Source organism: Streptomyces sp. NPDC101132 (assembly GCF_044759225.1).
Taxonomy (GTDB): domain Bacteria; phylum Actinomycetota; class Actinomycetes; order Streptomycetales; family Streptomycetaceae; genus Streptomyces.
On sequence record NZ_JBIVYX010000009.1, the window covers coordinates 374,140 to 390,098 of the forward strand.

The 15,959-nt window shown below is 76.1% G+C and carries 12 protein-coding genes; 3 read left to right on the plus strand and 9 right to left on the minus strand.

Annotated features, from left to right (window positions below; translation table 11 throughout):
• Window positions 1–135: 135 nt before the first annotated feature.
• The 3 genes from ACIQUR_RS22880 to ACIQUR_RS22890 are packed head-to-tail and all read right to left on the minus strand — an operon-like array spanning window position 136 to window position 1,947.
• Window positions 136–495, minus strand: coding sequence for a DUF6332 family protein (locus ACIQUR_RS22880; protein ID WP_403667092.1), 360 nt, complete (start codon window positions 493–495; stop codon window positions 136–138).
• A gap of 24 nt (window positions 496–519) precedes the next feature.
• Window positions 520–1,257: a maleylpyruvate isomerase family mycothiol-dependent enzyme gene (locus ACIQUR_RS22885; protein ID WP_403667095.1), complete on the minus strand. Its 738-nt coding sequence runs from the start codon at window positions 1,255–1,257 to the stop codon at window positions 520–522.
• Window positions 1,258–1,281: 24 nt separating this feature from the next.
• Complete coding sequence (locus ACIQUR_RS22890; RefSeq protein ID WP_403667098.1) at window positions 1,282–1,947, minus strand: alpha-ketoglutarate-dependent dioxygenase AlkB family protein; 666 nt, start codon at window positions 1,945–1,947, stop codon at window positions 1,282–1,284.
• 92 nt (window positions 1,948–2,039) lie between these two features.
• On the opposite strand from ACIQUR_RS22890, the gene ACIQUR_RS22895 reads away from it, so the two are divergent.
• Window positions 2,040–3,284, plus strand: coding sequence for an ROK family protein (locus ACIQUR_RS22895; RefSeq protein WP_403667100.1), 1,245 nt, complete (start codon window positions 2,040–2,042; stop codon window positions 3,282–3,284).
• A 19-nt stretch (window positions 3,285–3,303) separates the two neighbouring features.
• Here the strand turns inward: ACIQUR_RS22895 and ACIQUR_RS22900 are convergent, their stop codons facing one another.
• Together ACIQUR_RS22900 and ACIQUR_RS22905 are read right to left on the minus strand one after the other, a co-directional pair.
• A complete protein-coding gene (locus tag ACIQUR_RS22900) occupies window positions 3,304–3,864 on the minus strand; it encodes an ATP-binding protein (protein WP_403667103.1) in 561 nt (186 codons plus the stop codon).
• Window positions 3,865–4,081: 217 nt separating this feature from the next.
• Window positions 4,082–4,366 (minus strand): hypothetical protein, encoded by a 285-nt coding sequence (locus ACIQUR_RS22905; protein ID WP_403667106.1) that lies wholly within the window; start codon window positions 4,364–4,366, stop codon window positions 4,082–4,084.
• Window positions 4,367–4,559: 193 nt separating this feature from the next.
• On the opposite strand from ACIQUR_RS22905, the gene ACIQUR_RS22910 reads away from it, so the two are divergent.
• A complete protein-coding gene (locus ACIQUR_RS22910) occupies window positions 4,560–5,702 on the plus strand; it encodes a PLP-dependent cysteine synthase family protein (RefSeq protein ID WP_403667109.1) in 1,143 nt (380 codons plus the stop codon).
• Between the two features lie 17 nt (window positions 5,703–5,719).
• Here ACIQUR_RS22910 and ACIQUR_RS22915 read toward each other — a convergent pair whose 3' ends face one another.
• Both ACIQUR_RS22915 and ACIQUR_RS22920 read right to left on the minus strand, forming a co-directional pair.
• Window positions 5,720–8,983 (minus strand): ATP-binding protein, encoded by a 3,264-nt coding sequence (locus ACIQUR_RS22915; protein ID WP_403667112.1) that lies wholly within the window; start codon window positions 8,981–8,983, stop codon window positions 5,720–5,722.
• Window positions 8,984–9,415: 432 nt separating this feature from the next.
• On the minus strand, window positions 9,416–9,898 hold the full coding sequence (locus ACIQUR_RS22920; RefSeq protein WP_403667115.1) for an SRPBCC family protein: 483 nt from the start codon (window positions 9,896–9,898) through the stop codon (window positions 9,416–9,418).
• 60 nt (window positions 9,899–9,958) lie between these two features.
• On the opposite strand from ACIQUR_RS22920, the gene ACIQUR_RS22925 reads away from it, so the two are divergent.
• Window positions 9,959–12,619 carry a hypothetical protein gene (locus ACIQUR_RS22925; RefSeq protein ID WP_403667118.1) on the plus strand — a complete coding sequence of 887 codons (2,661 nt, stop codon included), beginning with the start codon at window positions 9,959–9,961 and terminating at the stop codon, window positions 12,617–12,619.
• Here the strand turns inward: ACIQUR_RS22925 and ACIQUR_RS22930 are convergent.
• Both ACIQUR_RS22930 and ACIQUR_RS22935 read right to left on the minus strand, forming a co-directional pair.
• A complete protein-coding gene (locus tag ACIQUR_RS22930; RefSeq protein WP_403667121.1) occupies window positions 12,579–15,107 on the minus strand; it encodes a right-handed parallel beta-helix repeat-containing protein in 2,529 nt (842 codons plus the stop codon). The genes ACIQUR_RS22925 and ACIQUR_RS22930 overlap by 41 nt on opposite strands.
• Window positions 15,108–15,256: 149 nt before the next feature.
• Complete coding sequence (locus ACIQUR_RS22935) at window positions 15,257–15,886, minus strand: hypothetical protein (protein WP_403667124.1); 630 nt, start codon at window positions 15,884–15,886, stop codon at window positions 15,257–15,259.
• Window positions 15,887–15,959 lie beyond the last annotated feature (73 nt).

A 15,959-nucleotide genomic window follows, 5' to 3' on the forward strand; every position in this document is an offset into this window, starting at 1 on the left:
GGCACCGGCACGGTCGTGGACGGCATTTCCGTCGGGGACGGACCGGGCAGGGTGACGGTCTCTCACGGGCCGGCCGGCGTGGCAGCGGCGGCACAGGCGGACGCCCCGGGGCGCCCGGCACGACCGCGGGCCGTGTCAGCCGTCCGCCGCGGTGCCGTCCGAGCCGGCCCGGTCCGGCCCGCGCCGGCCGAACCGCCACAGCACGTGCGTGATCCGCAGGACGAAGACGGCCGCGGCCAGGGTTCCGCCCGCGAGCGGCAGGGCGCGCTCCGCCCACTCCGGCAGCGCGAAGAAGAACGCGGGGCCCGCCACCGCGCCGAAGACCAGCGCAGCGGCGAAGACGCCGCTGAAGAGCGCGTACCCGATCTCCACCGTGATCGCGTCCCGGTCCGCCTGCGTCCGCCTGCGGCCCTGCCCGGACCCCGGTGCGGGATACCGCTCCGCACCCTCGGGACCCCACTCCGGCCCCTGCCCCGCCGCCCCCTGGTGCTCCATGCCGTCCAGTGTCGCAGCCGGACGTCAGATCACGGCGGTCTCCACCCACAACCGCGCCAGTGACGCGTCGCCGGTGACCACGGCCTCCTCCAGCGGCAGCCGGTTCCACAGGGCCGGGTACAACCACTCGGCAGGGGCCGCGAGTTCGCAGTCGGCCGGGCCCTCGTCCGTACGCGTCACCGCCAGCGGACCGGACGACACCGTGGCCGTCCACACCGCGCCCGTGTCCGTGGCCCGGACCCGCAGCACCCGCGGCGCGCCCTCCGTCCGCACCCGCGACCACGGCCGCACGTGGAAGCGCGTCAGCAGCTCGTCCACCCCGTCCTCGGCCAGCGCGGCCCCGGCCGGCGAGAACGCCTCGCCCAGCGCCGACTCCGCGTCCATGCGGTGGATCGCGGTCTCGTGCGCCTGCCGCCGCGCCCAGAATGCCAGCGGCGCGTCGCCCTCCAGGAAGGCCCAGCACTCCAGGTCCGCGGGGGCCGCGGACAGCACCTCCACCAGCCGAGCGTGACCCTCGCGGAACCACGCGATCAGCTCCGCGCCCGACAGCTCCGGGGCCTCCTCCGTCCGCAGCGGCTGCCGCACCGGCTCGGACACGATCCGCGCCGCCCACCGGTGCACGGCACCCGTGTGCCGCAGCAGGTCGGCGACCTGCCACTCAGGACAGGTGGGGACGGGGGCGCCGGTGCCGGCCCGCTCGGCGGCGTCGGCGAGCGAACGCCCGTCCCGCTCAAGGTGCTTGATGTGCTCAGCGATCTCCATGCGCCCGAGTCTGCCATCCCGGCCTCACCCGCCCGCCAGCCCCGTCATGCGCAGCGTCACGTTGATCCGCCCGCAGGCCATCCCGGTCACCGACGGGTCGCCCGTGCCCGGCAGCACCCGCACCACCCCGTGGTAGGCGAAGCGCGAGGGGCCGCCGAAGACGAACAGGTCGCCCGAGGACAGCTCGACGTCCGTGTACGGGCGCCCGCGCCCCTCCGGGTTGCCGAACCGGAACACGCACGTGTCGCCCACGCTCAGCGAGACCACCGGCGCCGACGACCGCTCGTCCTTGTCCTGGTGCATGCCCATCCGGGCGGCCCCGTCGTAGAAGTTCACCAGCGCCGTGTCCGGGTCGTACCCGTCCCCGGCCGCCGGGTCCTCGTACGCGTCCCGCAGCGCCTCGCGCCCCAGCTCCGCCAGCCAGCCGGGGAAGGCGGCCACCCGCGCGCCGTTCACGTCGTCCGCCGTGCGGGAGTACCGGTACGGGAGCCAGTGCCAGCCCACGCAGACCGTACGCACCGACATCACCCCGCCCCCGGGCAGCCGGGTGTGCCGCATCGGGACCGGGCCGCGGGCCCACTCCCGGCACGCCGCGACCAGCTCCCGCTGCCGCTCCTCGTCCAGCCAGCCCGGCACGTGGACCGCGCCCGGGGCGGGCGTCAGCCGCGGCCGGGGAAACAGCGCCGACATCCAGCCACACCTCCACCGACGACGGTAGTACGGGCGGCCGCCGAACGGAGCGGGTGCCGACCCGGGCCGTGGATCATGCGAGGATCGGCGTCATGAACGGCGAAGCGGACGGGCGGCGAGCGGGAGACGTGTCCACGCGTACCAAGCTGGAGAGGGGGCGCGGCGCCCTCGGGCCCGCCCTGGAGCTCGTCCACACCGGACGCGCCCCCACGCGGGCCGTGCTCACCGCGGAGCTGGGCGTCACCCGGGCCACCGCGGGCGCCGTGGCCGCCGAGCTGGAGGCCCTCGGCCTGATCCGCGTCGACTCCCGGCCCGGCGTCGCCGGCGGCTCCCAGGGCCGCCCCTCGCACCGGCTCTCCGTGGACGAGAACGGCCCCGTGGCGCTCGCCGCCCAGGTCCACCCCGACGGCTTCCGTGCCGCCCTGGTCGGCCTCGGCGGCCGCATCGTCGACACCGCGCCGGGCTGCATCACGGTGTCCGAGGACCCGGCCCAGGTGCTGGGGGCGGTCGTGGACGCGGGCGCCGCGCTGCTCGCCAAGAGCGGCCGCCGCTGCGTCGGCGCGGGCCTGGCCGTGCCGTCCGCCGTCGCCGAGCCCGAGGGCACGGCCCTCAACCCGCTGCACCTGGCCTGGCAGGCCGGCGCCCCGGTACGGGAGATCTTCACCCGGTGCGTACGGGCCGCCGGCATCGAGGGCCCGGTCCTCACCGGCAACGACGTCAACCTCGCCGCCCTCGCCGAGCACCGGCACGGCGCGGGGCGCAGCGCCCAGCACCTGCTGTGCGTGGCCACCGGGCACCGCGGCGTCGGCGGCGCCCTCGTCCTGGACGGCCGCCTGCACTCCGGCAGTTCCGGCCTGGCCCTGGAGGTCGGCCACCTGACCGTGAACCCCGAGGGACGGGCCTGCCACTGCGGCGGGCGCGGCTGCCTGGACGTGGAGGCCGACCCGCTGGCCTTCCTCACGGCGGCCGGCCGGACCCCCGGCCCGGAGGTCTCCCTGCTCCAGCAGGCCAGGGAGCTGCTCCGGGACGAGTACGCCGACCCGGCGGTGCGGAACGCCACCGAGGAGCTGATCGACCGCCTGGGCCTGGGCCTCGCCGGGCTGGTCAACATCCTCAATCCGGACCGCATCATCCTCGGCGGCCTGCACCGGGAACTGCTGAACGCCGACCCGGAACGGCTGCGCGCGGTGGTCGCCGACCGCAGCCTGTGGGGCCGCAGCGGCGGCGTCCCGATCCTGCCCTGCACCCTGGACCACAACAGCCTGGTCGGCGCCGCGGAACTGGCCTGGCAGCCGGTCCTCGACGACCCCCTGGGCACCCTGGGCGCGCCGGTCTAGCCGGCCGCCGCGGCGTGACCTAGCCGCCCACGGTCACCGGCTCGGCCGGCACCGGCAGCGCCGCGGGCGCGGCGGCGGGGGCGGTGGTCCGGACCGGCAGGTCCAGCAGCGGGACCCCCAGCGGCACCGGGCGCAGGATGCGGACCGGGCGCAGCGGTACGGGGGCCTGCTCGGCGGCGGGGAGGGTGAACCAGACCACCTTGCCGGAGCGGCCGTCGGCCGTACCGTCCAGCGGCCGGGCGCCCCAGCTCTCGCTGACCGCCTCCACCAGCGCCAGCCCGCGCCCGCACGTCTCCAGCGGGTCGGCGGCGCGCACCACCGGGAGACGGGGGTCGCCGTCGTGCACCGAGACGGTCAGCCGCTCCAAGCGGAGCTCGATCTCGACGGTGCACGTCTTGTCCGGCTCGGCGTGCCGGTGGACGTTGCTCAGCAGCTCCGTGACGCCGAGCGCGGCACGCTCGATCAACGGGTCCAGCTGCCAGTAGCGCAGTTGTGCAGAAACGATTCTGCGCACCTGGCCTATGCGTGCCGGCAGAGCCTGGAGCTCCACCGTGCAGTGCCTGCTTCGATGACTGATCACGGCTGCGACTCCCCGAAATGAGGTCCGGAAGAGGACGGCGATGCGATCCAGCACGTGCTGACGGCCCAGCGGGTCCGGCGCGCGGCGCGGGCGTCCGCCCGTACCGCGTTGTCACCGAGAGTGCACCCTGAGTGACACCCGTCCAGCGTCACCCACCCCCGCCGCCCCCGCAACTCGCGGGCGGCCGCGGCGCGACGCCGGCCCACCGGCGGTACGGTCAGCCGCGGGCGGCCCGGGCCCGGCGCACGGCCTCCACGAACCGGCCCGCGGGCATCCGCAGCCGGTACCGCCTGCCGTTGACGCGCGCCACCGCGTCGCCCCGCCCCGGCAGCCACGAGCGCGCGGCGCTCACGGCGCCGAGCGGCGCGCTGTCGATCTCACGGTCCCGGCTGGTCAGCAACTGCAGCCGGCCGTCGCGGATGAGCACCTTGCCGGCCCGGGTCAGGGCGCGCGGCCACCGCTCGATCCGCACACCGGTCGCGGTGAACTCGGGTTCTCCCATGGTCGGTCTCCCCCTTCGACACAGGCAGTCTGCCCCCGTCCGGGCTCGGGCACCAGGGGGCGGACAGTCCTCTTCCGAACCCCGTCCGGCCGTACCCAAAGCGATCCCGATGGATCCCCAAAGTAAGCGTTTGCGCAGGTGGGAGAGGTACATTGCGAAGCAGGGGGACCGAACAAACGGAGGAGCAGGGCACATGAGTACGACCGGACGGCCCGGGGTCAGCACCCCTCGCGCGACCGTGGACGTGGACCGCAGCGACGCCGACTACCGGGCGTGGCTCAAGGAGGCCGTCCGCAAGGTCCAGGCCGACGCCAACCGCTCCGCCGACACCCACCTGCTGCGCTTCCCGCTCCCCGAGGAGTGGGGGATCGACCTGTACCTGAAGGACGAGTCGACCCACCCGACCGGCTCGCTCAAGCACCGGCTGGCCCGCTCGCTCTTCCTGTACGCCCTGTGCAACGGCTGGATCCGGCCGGGCCGTCCGGTCATCGAGGCCTCCAGCGGCTCGACCGCCGTGTCCGAGGCGTACTTCGCCAAGCTGATCGGCGTCCCGTTCATCGCGGTGATGCCGCGCACGACCAGCCCGGAGAAGTGCCGGCTGATCGAATTCCACGGCGGCCGGTGCCACTTCGTCGACGACCCGATGAAGATGTACGACGAGTCCGCCTCCCTGGCCGCGGAGACCGGCGGCCACTACATGGACCAGTTCACCTACGCCGAGCGGGCCACCGACTGGCGCGGCAACAACAACATCGCCGAGTCGATGTTCCAGCAACTCCGCCTGGAACGCTTCCCGGAGCCGGCCTGGATCGTCGCGACCGCGGGCACCGGCGGCACCTCGGCGACCATCGCCCGGTACGTGCACTACATGCAGTACGACACCCGCATCTGCGTGCCCGACCCGGAGAACTCCTGCTTCTTCGACGGCTGGACCCACAACGACCCGCTCGCGCACAGCGACTGCGGCTCCCGGATCGAGGGCATCGGCCGGCCGCGCATGGAGCCGAGCTTCGTACCGGGCGCGATCGACCGGATGATGAAGGTGCCGGACGCGGCGAGCGTGGCCGCCTGCCGCGCCCTGGAGCAGGTCATCGGCCGCAAGGCGGGCGGCTCGACGGGCACCGGCCTGTGGAGCGCGCTGCGGATCGTCTCGGAGATGGTTGCCGAGGGCCGCCGGGGCAGCGTGGTCACGCTGCTCTGCGACCCGGGCGACCGCTACCTGGACAAGTACTACTCGGACGCCTGGGTGGCCGGTCAGGGCCTGGACCTCGCGCCGTACGCGGAGACCATCGACACGCTGCTGACGACGGGCGTCTGGCGCGAACCGACCGCCTGAGGGGGCGGGCCCGCCCCTCAGGCCGGCTCCGGCCGCCCGAGGAGGCGGCGCACCTCCGACAGCAGCGGGCCCTCCGGCCGCTGCCCGGCGGCAGCGGCCTCCAACGCCGTCCAGTCGCCCCCGGAGGACGGGACGGGCGAGACGACGAGTACGGGGGTCCGGGTCGACCCCATGAGCCGGACGATCCTGACGGTCTCGCGCCAGGGCTTCGTGCCGTCGTCCGCCGGCATCCACAGCACCAGTGAGATCCGGTCGTCCTGCGCCAGCGTGTCCCGAGCCTCCGGCCCGTCCACCGCCCACCGCGCCGTCAGGCCGTGCCGTTCCAGGTGGTCGATGAGCGCGGGCACCCGCTGCGTGTCGGCGCCGACGACCAGTACCCGCTCCCCGGAGATCCCGTCGTCGCCCGCCCCGGGCGCCTCCTCCTCGGTACGGGTCTCCGCGCCCGCCGCCGGCCCGCCCGGCACCAACGGCAGGTAGAGGGTGAACACCGAACCCCGGCCCTTCTCGCTCGCCGCGTGGATCTCGCCGCCCATCAGCCGCGCGATCTCCCGGCTGACCGCGAGGCCGAGCCCCGAACCGGAGGGCGCGTGCGAAGGGCCCGGCGACGCCTGCTGGAAGGCCTCGAACACCAGCTGGAGCCTGCCGTCCGGGATGCCGACCCCGGTGTCGGTCACCGCGAAGGCGATCAGCTCGGTGTCGCCGTCCCCGCCGCCCTCCGCGAGCCGCTCCCGCACTGGTTGTGGCACCTCGGGGCCCGCCGGGTACGCGTCGAGCCGTACCGATCCGTGCTCGGTGAACCGTATGGCGTTGGCCAGGAGGCTGCGCAGGATCTGGAGCAGACGCCGCTCGTCCGCGATCAGCGTCTCCGGCAGCGCGGGGGCGATCCGGACCGCGAAGTCCAGCCCCGCGGCCTGGGCGGACGGCAGGTACAGGGCTTCCAGGTGGTCCGCGACCTGGAGCAGCGGAACCGGTCCGGGCACGATCTCCAGCTGTCCCGTCTCGGCGTGGGAGAAGTCGAGGATGTCGTTGAGCAGTGAGAGCAGCCCGGAGCCGGCCGTGTGGATCTCCCGGGCGTAGCCCACCTGGCGGTCGGTGAGGTTCTGTTCGGGGTTGTCCTCCAGCAGCCGCGCGTACATCAGCAGGGAGCTGAGCGGGCTGCGCAGCTCGTGCGACATCGTGGTCAGGAAGTCGCTCTTGTCCCGGATGGAGACGGACAGCAGCTCCAGGTGCTCCTCCAGCATCGCGGACCGCTCGCGCAACTGCTCGGCCATCTCCTGGGACTTGGTCAGCTCGACCTCGGTGCGCTGCTGCATGAGGATGGCCGTCGCGCTGCGGTCGACGAACTCGGCGACGGCCGCCGGGACGTCCGGTCCCCGCTCGCCCAGCCAGCGCATGGCCTCCTGGACGCGGGTGGCGGAGAGCATGTCGCCTTCGGCCGCCCGCTCCTCCATCACGGTGAGCCATTGCTGGAAGTCGGCGTCCTCGTCGACCCATTCGGCCAGCCTGCCCCACTCGCGGATCAGGGCCTCGTGGGCGATCTCGGCGGTGTCGGGGCCGGTGGTGCCGAGGACCACGAGTCGGCGGTCGGGCTCGGCGAGCAACCGGGCGATGTGCCAGTCGCGGTCGATGTGCTCCCTCAGGGCGGTCACGCGCACCGCGCTTCTGGACCCGCCCCGGGCCCGTACCATCGCCAGCAGCACCCGGCGGATCCGGGCCTCGTCCAGCTGTCGGCCCAGGAACTGGTAGGCCTTCTCCGCATGCCGGTTGAGGGCGCCCGAGACCCCGCCGAGCGCGTGGTATCCGTCGAAGGTGATCCGCCGGTCCTGCTGCATCGGCCACAGTTCGGTCAGCGCGAACTCCAGCAGCGGCAGGCTGCCCGGCGCCTTGGTCGCCTCCGCCGCGATGGCCTCGGCCACGCCGGGGCTGTACGCCACCCCGGCCAGCTCCGCCGGCTCCACGATCACCCGGGTGAGCGCCGCCTCGTCCAGCGGCGAGACGTTCAGCTGCCGGTCCTGGAGGCGCGGGCCGACGGCGGGCAGCTCCAGCAGGTCGGGCAGGAAGTCGGCGCGGAGGGTGCAGACCAGACGTACGGGCGAGTCCTCCAGGGTGTCCGGGTGGGGCAGCATGCGCTCCAGGAAGGCCGCGCGCCGCTCCGGCCCGCCGCCGCTCAGCACCTCCTCGAACTGGTCGCCGATCAGGGCCAGCCGGCGGCCGGTCAGCACGGCGATGCGGGTGGCGACCGGCCAGAAACCCTCTTCCTTGAGCGTGCGGGTGCGGCGGTCGAGCCGCTCCAGCGAGTGGTCGCCGCCGGGGTCCTCGAGTTCGAGGAGGGCGCGCGCGACCGCCTCGTACGGCGCCGGGCCCGGCCGGAAGGCCGCCACCGACCACCCGTCGGCCGCCAGCGCGGGCTGGAGTCCGGCCGCGACCAGCGAGGACTTGCCGACCCCGGAAGGGCCGGTGACCAGGATGAACGGCTGGCTCTTGACCATCTCCCTGAGCCGTTCGACCTCCCGCTCGCGGCCGACGAACACCCCGTCGCGGGCGTCGGCCGCGGTGAAGGCCTGGAGCCCGCGGTACGGGCAGGGCGGCAGCACGCTCCGTTCCAGCACCTCGGGCCAGACCGCGGCGACCTCGGACGCGGGCACGGCGTACGCGTCCTCGAACTCGCCGCCGCGGCCGGCGACGGCCAGCATCCCGATGACCGCGTCGCCCCACCGGTCCGTGGTGATCGCGGGCGAGCCGCTGTAGCCGGGCTGGGCGCGCAGCGCCGACTCGCCGGCGGTGTCGAGCTGTACGAGGCCCCCGCCGACGGCGCCGCGGAGGACGTGGTGGCTCCACGCGCCGTTGAGGGTGCGGGGCGGGTTGCCGGGGTAGCCGAAGACGGCGACGCCCGCGCCGTCCAGGCCGCCCCGGGCGTCGACCAGCCGGGCCGGGCCCGCGCCGACGGGCAGCGTGTCCCCGCCGACCAGCACCAGGCCGGCCACGTCGCGGCCGGGACCGTGCTCGCCGGGCGGCGGGTCCCACGCGGCGACCCGGCAGTTGCGCAGCGGTGCGCCCTCGGCGTCGCCGAGCAGGACGAACTCGACCTGGACCCGGGCCTCTTCGGCGGGCCGGGACGGGTGCGCCTTGGGGCGGTCGAGCGCCACGTTGACGACGTGGGCACAGGTCACGATGTGCTTCTCGCCCACGACGAAGCCGACGCCGACGGCGGCGCCGGTGGCGCCGTGGCGCACCTTGACGATGAACCCCTCGCGACGGGCGGCCACGCGGCTCAGACGCACTTCCCGCCGCACCGGGCGCGGCGACCCGCTCCCGGACCCCGGTCCGCCGCGCCGCCCCGGTCCGCCGCGCCGCCCCGGTCCGGCCGGCCCACGGCTCCCGTGCCGCCACGGGTCATCGTTGCGAGCTGTCCCACCAACACGCCCCCACGCCCCCGGGACCGCGCGCGGCCCCCCTCGCACCTGACACCGGACATCCTGCGTCAGCGGAGGCCCGACGCGCAGGCATATGAGCCGAGTTGCCACACGACGTGGCCCAGGACGTGGCACCCCGGCGGATCGCCGCCGTGCCGGCCGCAGGGAGCCGGCCGGTGTCCGAGGCCCGCGCCCCGCGTTCCTGGTGCCCGCCGACGCGGAGGGGAACGAGGCCCGCGTGACCGCGTGGCAGGGCGGGGACGACCGAGCCCGCGGGCAGGCGGCGCGGAGCGGCAGGGGTTACGGCGTCGGGGACGCGGTGAGGCGGCGGTCCAGGGTGCGGAGGGCGTCGCGGAAGCTGTGGCCGAGTCCCGGACGGGCGGCGGTGAGGGCGAGGCGGAACGGGGTCGGGCCCGCCGCGGCGAAGGTCCACTGGACCCGGGTGCCCGCACCCTCGGGGGCCAACCGCCACTCCTCCAGCAGGGCGTGCACGCCGGGCACGTTCGTCTCGTCCACCCGGTACGCGTACCGGAGTTCGGGGTCGGCGGCCATGATCGTCTCCTGGAAGCGGACGCCGCCCATCAGGCGGACCTCCCGGCCCGCCCCGCCGTGGGTCGGCCGGGCCAGCGTCACCGCCCGGAACCAGCGGGGCCAGCCCGTCACGTCCTCTGCCAGCGCGCGGTACACCGCCTCGGGCGGGGCGGCCGTTCCGGCCGAGAAGACCAGCCGCACCGGCGCGGTCTCGATGAAGTCGACCCCGACGGGCCGCAGTCTGCGTGCCATGAGTCCCACACCCCAGGAAAGAGAAACGGTTCGCCCGCACCCTAGCTGTCGGAGCGTCAGATGTCTGCGCGCCCCCGGAAGCGGGCATCACCGGACCGGACCGGGATCCTGGTCCCCCCCACCACACGGGACCACCGCCCCGACCGCGCCGGAACAGGAGGCGCCGCCGTGCCCCAGGAACCCGCCCGCCCCGCCGGCCCCGCCAGCCCCTCGCTCGAACTGCTCGTGCACGGCGTCGGCGGCGCCGACCCCGAGGGCCTGCTCGCCGACCCGCGCACGGTCCGGGTCACCGGCGACGCCACCGCCGCCGTGTTCCGCCGTGCCGAGGACGCCGATGCCGAGGACCACCCCGAGCGCCACGCCGGCCGCCCGGTGACCGAGGCGTACGTCTGGTCCCGGCTCACCTCCGGCAACGGCGCCCGCGCCCTCTGGCTGCTCCTCGTGCCGTTCATGGTGGTCAACCTGGCGCACTGGGCCCGCCCCGGGACGCCCGGCGGCGGCCGCGCGGTCCGGACGTACGGCGTCCTGGTCCGCCTGGTCGCCCTCACCCTCACCGTGCTGCTGGTCGCGGCCGCCTGCGAGGTGGCCCTCGACCTGCTCGCCTGGCAGTGCGCGGGAACCGCCGCCTGCGCCTCGGAACACTCCTGGCTCGGCCCCCTCGCCGCCGAAGGGCACGGCTGGTGGTCCCAGCCCGGCCGCCGGGTGGCCCTCGGCGCCCTCGTGCCCGCCGCCCTGACCGGCCTGCTGTGGTACCTCTCCAACCGGACCTGGAGCGCGTACGAGTCCCAGCGCCCGCCGGACCACGAGCCCGGCCGCGAGCCCGGCCGCGAGCCCCGCCACGAGCCTGGCCACGTACCCGGCCACGAGCCCCGCCACGAGCCGTCCCCCGGAGGCAGGGCCCCCGCCACGGCCCCACCCCGACCCCGACCCGCACCCCCGTCCCCGGCGGACCGCCCCGCCCTCGCCCGCCCCGGGTTCTGGTTCGGCCGCCGCCTCGTCGCCCGGCTGCGCGCCGCGCACACCGCCGCCGGCCTCCTCACCGTCGCCGCGGCCGTCACCGGCGCCGCCGCCCGCCACGACCGCGCCCGCGGGGAGCTGCCCCTGGCCGTGGCCGGCACCGTCCTGGAGGCGCTGGTCGCGCTCGGCGCCCTCGTCGTGGTCGCGGTGGTCTGCCGCAGGGGCCGTGCCGAGGGCCACGCCGACGAGCGCCTCGACCGCGCCGTGATCTCCCTGCTGCCCGGCTGCGCGGTGGCCCTGCTGGTCCTCGGCCTCGGCTATGCGGCCTGGTCCCGGCCCGGCTGGCGGTCGCACGGCCGGCTGCCGGGCGACCTCACCTTCGGCCTGCTGATGCTCGCCCAGGGCCTGCTCGTCCTCGCCCTCGCCTGCGTCGCCCACCGGCTGCACCGCCGCCACCCCGTCCCCGGGTCCGCCCTGCGCGGCCTCGGCGGACCCGCCGTGGCCATGCTCGCCTGCGCGCTCGGCGGGGTGATGTCCGGCGGCGTCGCCCAGCGCGTCGCCGACTGGCTCGACGGCGGCGCCACCCCGGGCGCCCCCGGCGCCCCGCTCCCCGGACCGCCCGTCCTGCTCTCCTGGCAGGCCGCCGTGCTGCCGCCGCTCCTCCTCGTCCTGCTCCTCCTCGCCTGCTGGTTCGGCGCCCGCGGCGCGCTCCTGCGCCGCCGGCTGGCCGCCACCGTCGCCGCCGAGTACCCCGGCGAACGCCCCGACACCGCCCGCAGCAGGGCCATCGCCGGAGCCCGGGCCGCCGCCTCGCTCACCGACACGACGCCGTGGTTCATCGCCGCCGTCTCCGGCGTCACCCTCGTGCTGGGCGCCGCGGCCCTCGCCGGGGCCTGGCTCAGCCGAGCGGTGCCGGGGGAGGCCGCCCAGGGCGCGTACCCGCCGCTCGCGGCCGCCGTCGAGGGGGCGCAGGCGCTCGGCTCCTGGCTGATCGGCTTCGGTTTCCTGCTCTTCGTCACCTGGGGCCGCCGCGCGTACCGCGACGCCTCCGCCCGCCGCACCATCGGCATCCTCTGGGACGTCGGGACCTTCTGGCCGCGTGCCGCGCACCCCTTCGCCCCGCCCTGCTACGCCGAGCGCGCCGTCCCCGACCTGGTCTGGCGGATGACCGCGTGGACCGACCGCACCCGGGAGGCCGGGGGCCGCCTGGTGGTCTCCGGGCACTCGCAGGGCAGCGTCCTCGCGGCCGCCGCCGTCTGGCAGCTGCCGCCCGCCGTCCGGGACCGGGTCGCCCTCCTCACGTACGGGTCACCGCTGCGCAGGCTGTACGGGCGCTGGTTCCCCGCCCACTTCGGCCCCGGCCCCCTCACCGACCTGCACGGCGCGATCGGCCGCTGGCGCAACCTCTGGCGGGCCACCGACCCCATCGGCGGCCCGGTCGGATACGAGGCATCGGGGCCCGAACGCGTGGACCGGGGGCCGCTCAAGGACCCGCTGGCGTACGGGCGTACGGCGGACCACCCGCTCCCCGCACCGCTCCTGGGCCACTCCGACTACCAGGCCGACCCCGTCTTCGCCGCCGAACGCGACGCGCTGCTCGCCCGGATCGGCCCGGTCCCGCCCGCCCCGGCCGACGGCACCGCCACCGTGGCCGTGCCGGCCGCGCTCGTCGTCACCGTGTCCACGACTCCGCCCGGCACCGTGCCCACGGCCAGGGAACCCCTCACGGAGCCCCCGGCAGATCCTCCGGGAAGAGCAGGGTGAGCTCGTCGGTGCTCGGCTCGGCCAGCTGCGCCACCCGCCCGGCGTGCCGCTCCACCATCGCCTCGAACGTCTGCCGGGCGGTCCGCCCGTTGCCGAAGGCCGGCCCCTTCGGCAGCCGGGTGAAGTAGCCGAGCAGCGCCTCCGGTGTGCCGCCGCCGAGCCGGTACTCGTGCTCGTCGGCCTGCTGCTCCACGATCCGGAGCAGCTCCGCGGGCTCGTAGTCACCGAAGGTGATGGTCCGTGAGAAACGCGACGCCACACCGGGGTTGACCGTCAGGAACCGCTCCATCTCCGCCGTGTACCCGGCGACGATCACCACCACCTCGTCGCGGTGGTCCTCCATCAGCTTCACCAGCGTGTCGATGGCCTCGCGGCCGAAGTCCCGCCCGGAGTCCTCCGGCGCCAGCGCGTACGCCTCGTCGATGAAGAGCACCCCGCCGCGGGCCCGGTCGAAGGCCTCCTGGGTACGGATCGCCGTCGAGCCGATGTGCTCGCCGACCAGGTCCACCCGGGACACCTCCACCAGGTGTCCGCGCTCCAGCACCCCGAGCGAGGCCAGGATCTCCCCGTACAGGCGGGCCACGGTGGTCTTGCCCGTGCCGGGGGAGCCGGTGAAGACGAGGTGGCGGCGGACCGAGGCGGCCTTCAGCCCGGCCTGCTGCCGGCGCCGGCCCACCTCGATCATGTCGGTGAGCGCGCGCACCTCCTTCTTGACGCTGTCCAGCCCCACCAGGGCGTCCAGCGCGCCCAGCACCTCGCCGGAGCCGCGGCCCGCGGGCCCGGCCGGCTCGGCCCGCGGCGCGGGTACGCCGGCCACGGCCTCCGGTACGACGGCCCGCGCGGCCGGCGCCCGCACGGCACCGCCCGGCCCCGCGGTCCGCTCGACCCCGGAGACCCCGGAGACCCCGGAGGCCCCGGAGGTCCCGGACCCCGCGATCCCAGCCGCACCGGCCCCTCCAGCGGCCCCGGTCACGCCGGTCACCCCGGAGACCCCGGCCACCCCCGCCGCGCCGCCCGTCCGCAGCCCGCTCTCGTCGCTGGTGCACTCCTCGGCCCGGGGCCCCTCCTCCGCGAACTCGTAGCCGCCGCGTCCGCAGCGCTCCGTACGGCACCGGGTGAGCAGGGTGCGGCAGCCGTCGAGCACGTGGAAGCCGAAGCCGCCGCTGTCCGTGACCCTGCAGGCGTGGAAGGTGCCCCGGCCCCCGGCGGACACGTAGAAGCCGGCCTCGGCGGGGGAGGTGACGGTGCACCGCTCGACCGCCGGGTCGGCGCCCTTCGTGACGATGACGCCGGTCTGCACGGTGTCGACGGTGCAGCCGGCGAGGGTGCCGCCGCTGCCGTGGTCGCGGAACCAGGCGCCGGTGGTGGCCTCCCGGATCCGGCAGTCGTCGAGCTGGGCGGTGGCGCCGTCGCTGACCGAGACGGCGGTGTTGCGCACCTGCCACAGGTCGCTGTCCACCACGTCCGCGCGCGAGCCGCGGTCCAGGACGAACACGGCGTCCGGCACGTCGTGCACCCGGCAGGAGGTGAGCGAGGCGGTGGCCCCGTCGCTGATCCACACCGCGGGGTAGTCGCCCGTGCTGTCGTGGATCTCGCAGTGCTCGGCGTCGGCCCGGGTGCCCGGGTCCCACACCGACAGGCCGTTGCGGCCGAAGCGGCGCACGGTGGTGCGGCTGAGCGTGAGGACCGAGCGCGAGCGCAGGTCCACCGCGTTCTCGGGCACGTCGTGGATGTCGCACCCGGCCAGCGCCAGCACCGCGTCCGTGTCCAGGGTGACCCCGTCCCCGGTGGTCCGGTGCACCGAGCAGTCGGTGAGCCGGGCCGTCGCGCGGGCGGCGACCTGGACGCCGGTGCCCTTGATCTCGTACACCTCGCAGCCCAGCGCCTCCAGCGCCGAGCCGTCGCCGGTCACGCTCAGGCCCGCACCGGCGGCGTGGTGCACCCGGACGCGCTCCAGGCGCGGCCGGCCCCCGCGCACGGAGACCCCGGCCTGGCCGGCGGAGACCACCTCGCAGTCCTCGAACACCCCGCCCCCGCCGTCGAGTACGGCGATCCCCACACCGGCCGGGTTCTCGACCGTGCAGCGGCGTGCCACCGGGCGGGCACCGCCCCGCACCTCGATGCCGGCCGCCGACCTGGTCGTCACCCGCAGGTCCGTCAGCTCCGGCGCGCCGTCCTCGACCAGCAGGGCGGGTGCCGCCGTGTCCTGGCCCTCCAGGCGCAGGTCCTGGACGACCGCGGAGGCCCGGATGGTGAGCGCGACCCCGTCCACGGGCGCGATCCGCACCGAGCCGACCGCCCCTTCGGGCCCGCGCAGGGTGACGGCGTGGCGCAGCACCAGGTTCTCCCGGTACGTGCCGGGTGCGACGGTCAGGACGTCGCCGTCGCCCGCGGCGTCGAGGGCCGCGGCCAGAGTCGGGTACTCACCGGTGCGGCGCCGCCACCGAGAGGTACCGCCGTGCGTGACCTGGACCGTGCCCTGTGCCATGGCGATGCTGTGCCCCCACCTGGTTGTCGTTCGATGCCGTGCGCGCCCTGGGCGGCGGGACCGCCGCGGTGTTCACCCGCGTCCCGTCCGCCCGCGCGAACACGTCGGCCGGTCCACGGTAGCGCGCGCGGGGCCGGGGAGTTGACAGGTCAGCCGCCTGCGTCCGTCCGGCCCCAGTCGGGCCCCGCGGCGGCCCACGCCCGGTCCAGGCGCGCGTACCGCCGGTGCGTGAGCCTGCGTACGATCAGCCGCCGCACGGTGGCGATCAGTGCGGCCGCCGTCGCCGCGGCCGCGAGGCCGGCCAGCGCGGAGTGCGTCGCGGCGGTCGTGGTGTCGAGCGGGCGGCCGACGAGGCGGCCCCGGTCGTCCGTCCAGACGGGCACCGCCTGCCCGGGTCCGGGCACGCTCGTGCCGGTCGCGACGGTGCCGGTGTGGTGGCTGCCGTCGGGGCCGGTCCAGGAGGCGACCACGTGCGGGTCGGCGGGGGCGTGGCGCCGGGCGCCGGGGTCGGCGGAGTCCGCCGCGCGGCCGGAGGTGGCGGCGCCGGCGGCGGAGCTGCCCGCGGTCACCACCGCGTTGATCAGCGTGCGTTCCGCGTGCTGCCGGCGCACGGCCTGCTGGAGCACGTCGTCCACGCGGGTGCCGGCCAGGGTGCCCACGGCGGGCACGAGGAGGAAGAAGCAGGCGAGGGCGGCGAGCGCGACCCAGGCCTCGATCAGGTCGGTCGTCCTGCGCAGCGGATTGTGCCGCCAGCGCCAGACGCCCATTGCGGTCCGCACGGTCCAGCACCCCCTTCGCCCTCCGTCGTCCCAGCCTCCCGCACCCCGGGCGCTCGCGCATCCGGGCCGGGCG

Excerpts from the sequence above, each read along its gene's own strand:
- ACIQUR_RS22880 (WP_403667092.1), bottom strand. The coding sequence starts at position 495 with ATGGAGCACCAGGGGGCGGCGGGGCAGGGGCCGGAGTGGGGTCCCGAG.
- ACIQUR_RS22885 (WP_403667095.1), bottom strand. The coding sequence starts at position 1,257 with ATGGAGATCGCTGAGCACATCAAGCACCTTGAGCGGGACGGGCGTTCG.
- ACIQUR_RS22890 (WP_403667098.1), bottom strand. The coding sequence starts at position 1,947 with ATGTCGGCGCTGTTTCCCCGGCCGCGGCTGACGCCCGCCCCGGGCGCG.
- ACIQUR_RS22895 (WP_403667100.1), top strand. The coding sequence starts at position 2,040 with ATGAACGGCGAAGCGGACGGGCGGCGAGCGGGAGACGTGTCCACGCGT.
- ACIQUR_RS22905 (WP_403667106.1), bottom strand. The coding sequence starts at position 4,366 with ATGGGAGAACCCGAGTTCACCGCGACCGGTGTGCGGATCGAGCGGTGG.
- ACIQUR_RS22910 (WP_403667109.1), top strand. The coding sequence starts at position 4,560 with ATGAGTACGACCGGACGGCCCGGGGTCAGCACCCCTCGCGCGACCGTG.
- ACIQUR_RS22920 (WP_403667115.1), bottom strand. The coding sequence starts at position 9,898 with ATGGCACGCAGACTGCGGCCCGTCGGGGTCGACTTCATCGAGACCGCG.
- ACIQUR_RS22925 (WP_403667118.1), top strand. The coding sequence starts at position 9,959 with ATGTCTGCGCGCCCCCGGAAGCGGGCATCACCGGACCGGACCGGGATC.
- ACIQUR_RS22930 (WP_403667121.1), bottom strand. The coding sequence starts at position 15,107 with ATGGCACAGGGCACGGTCCAGGTCACGCACGGCGGTACCTCTCGGTGG.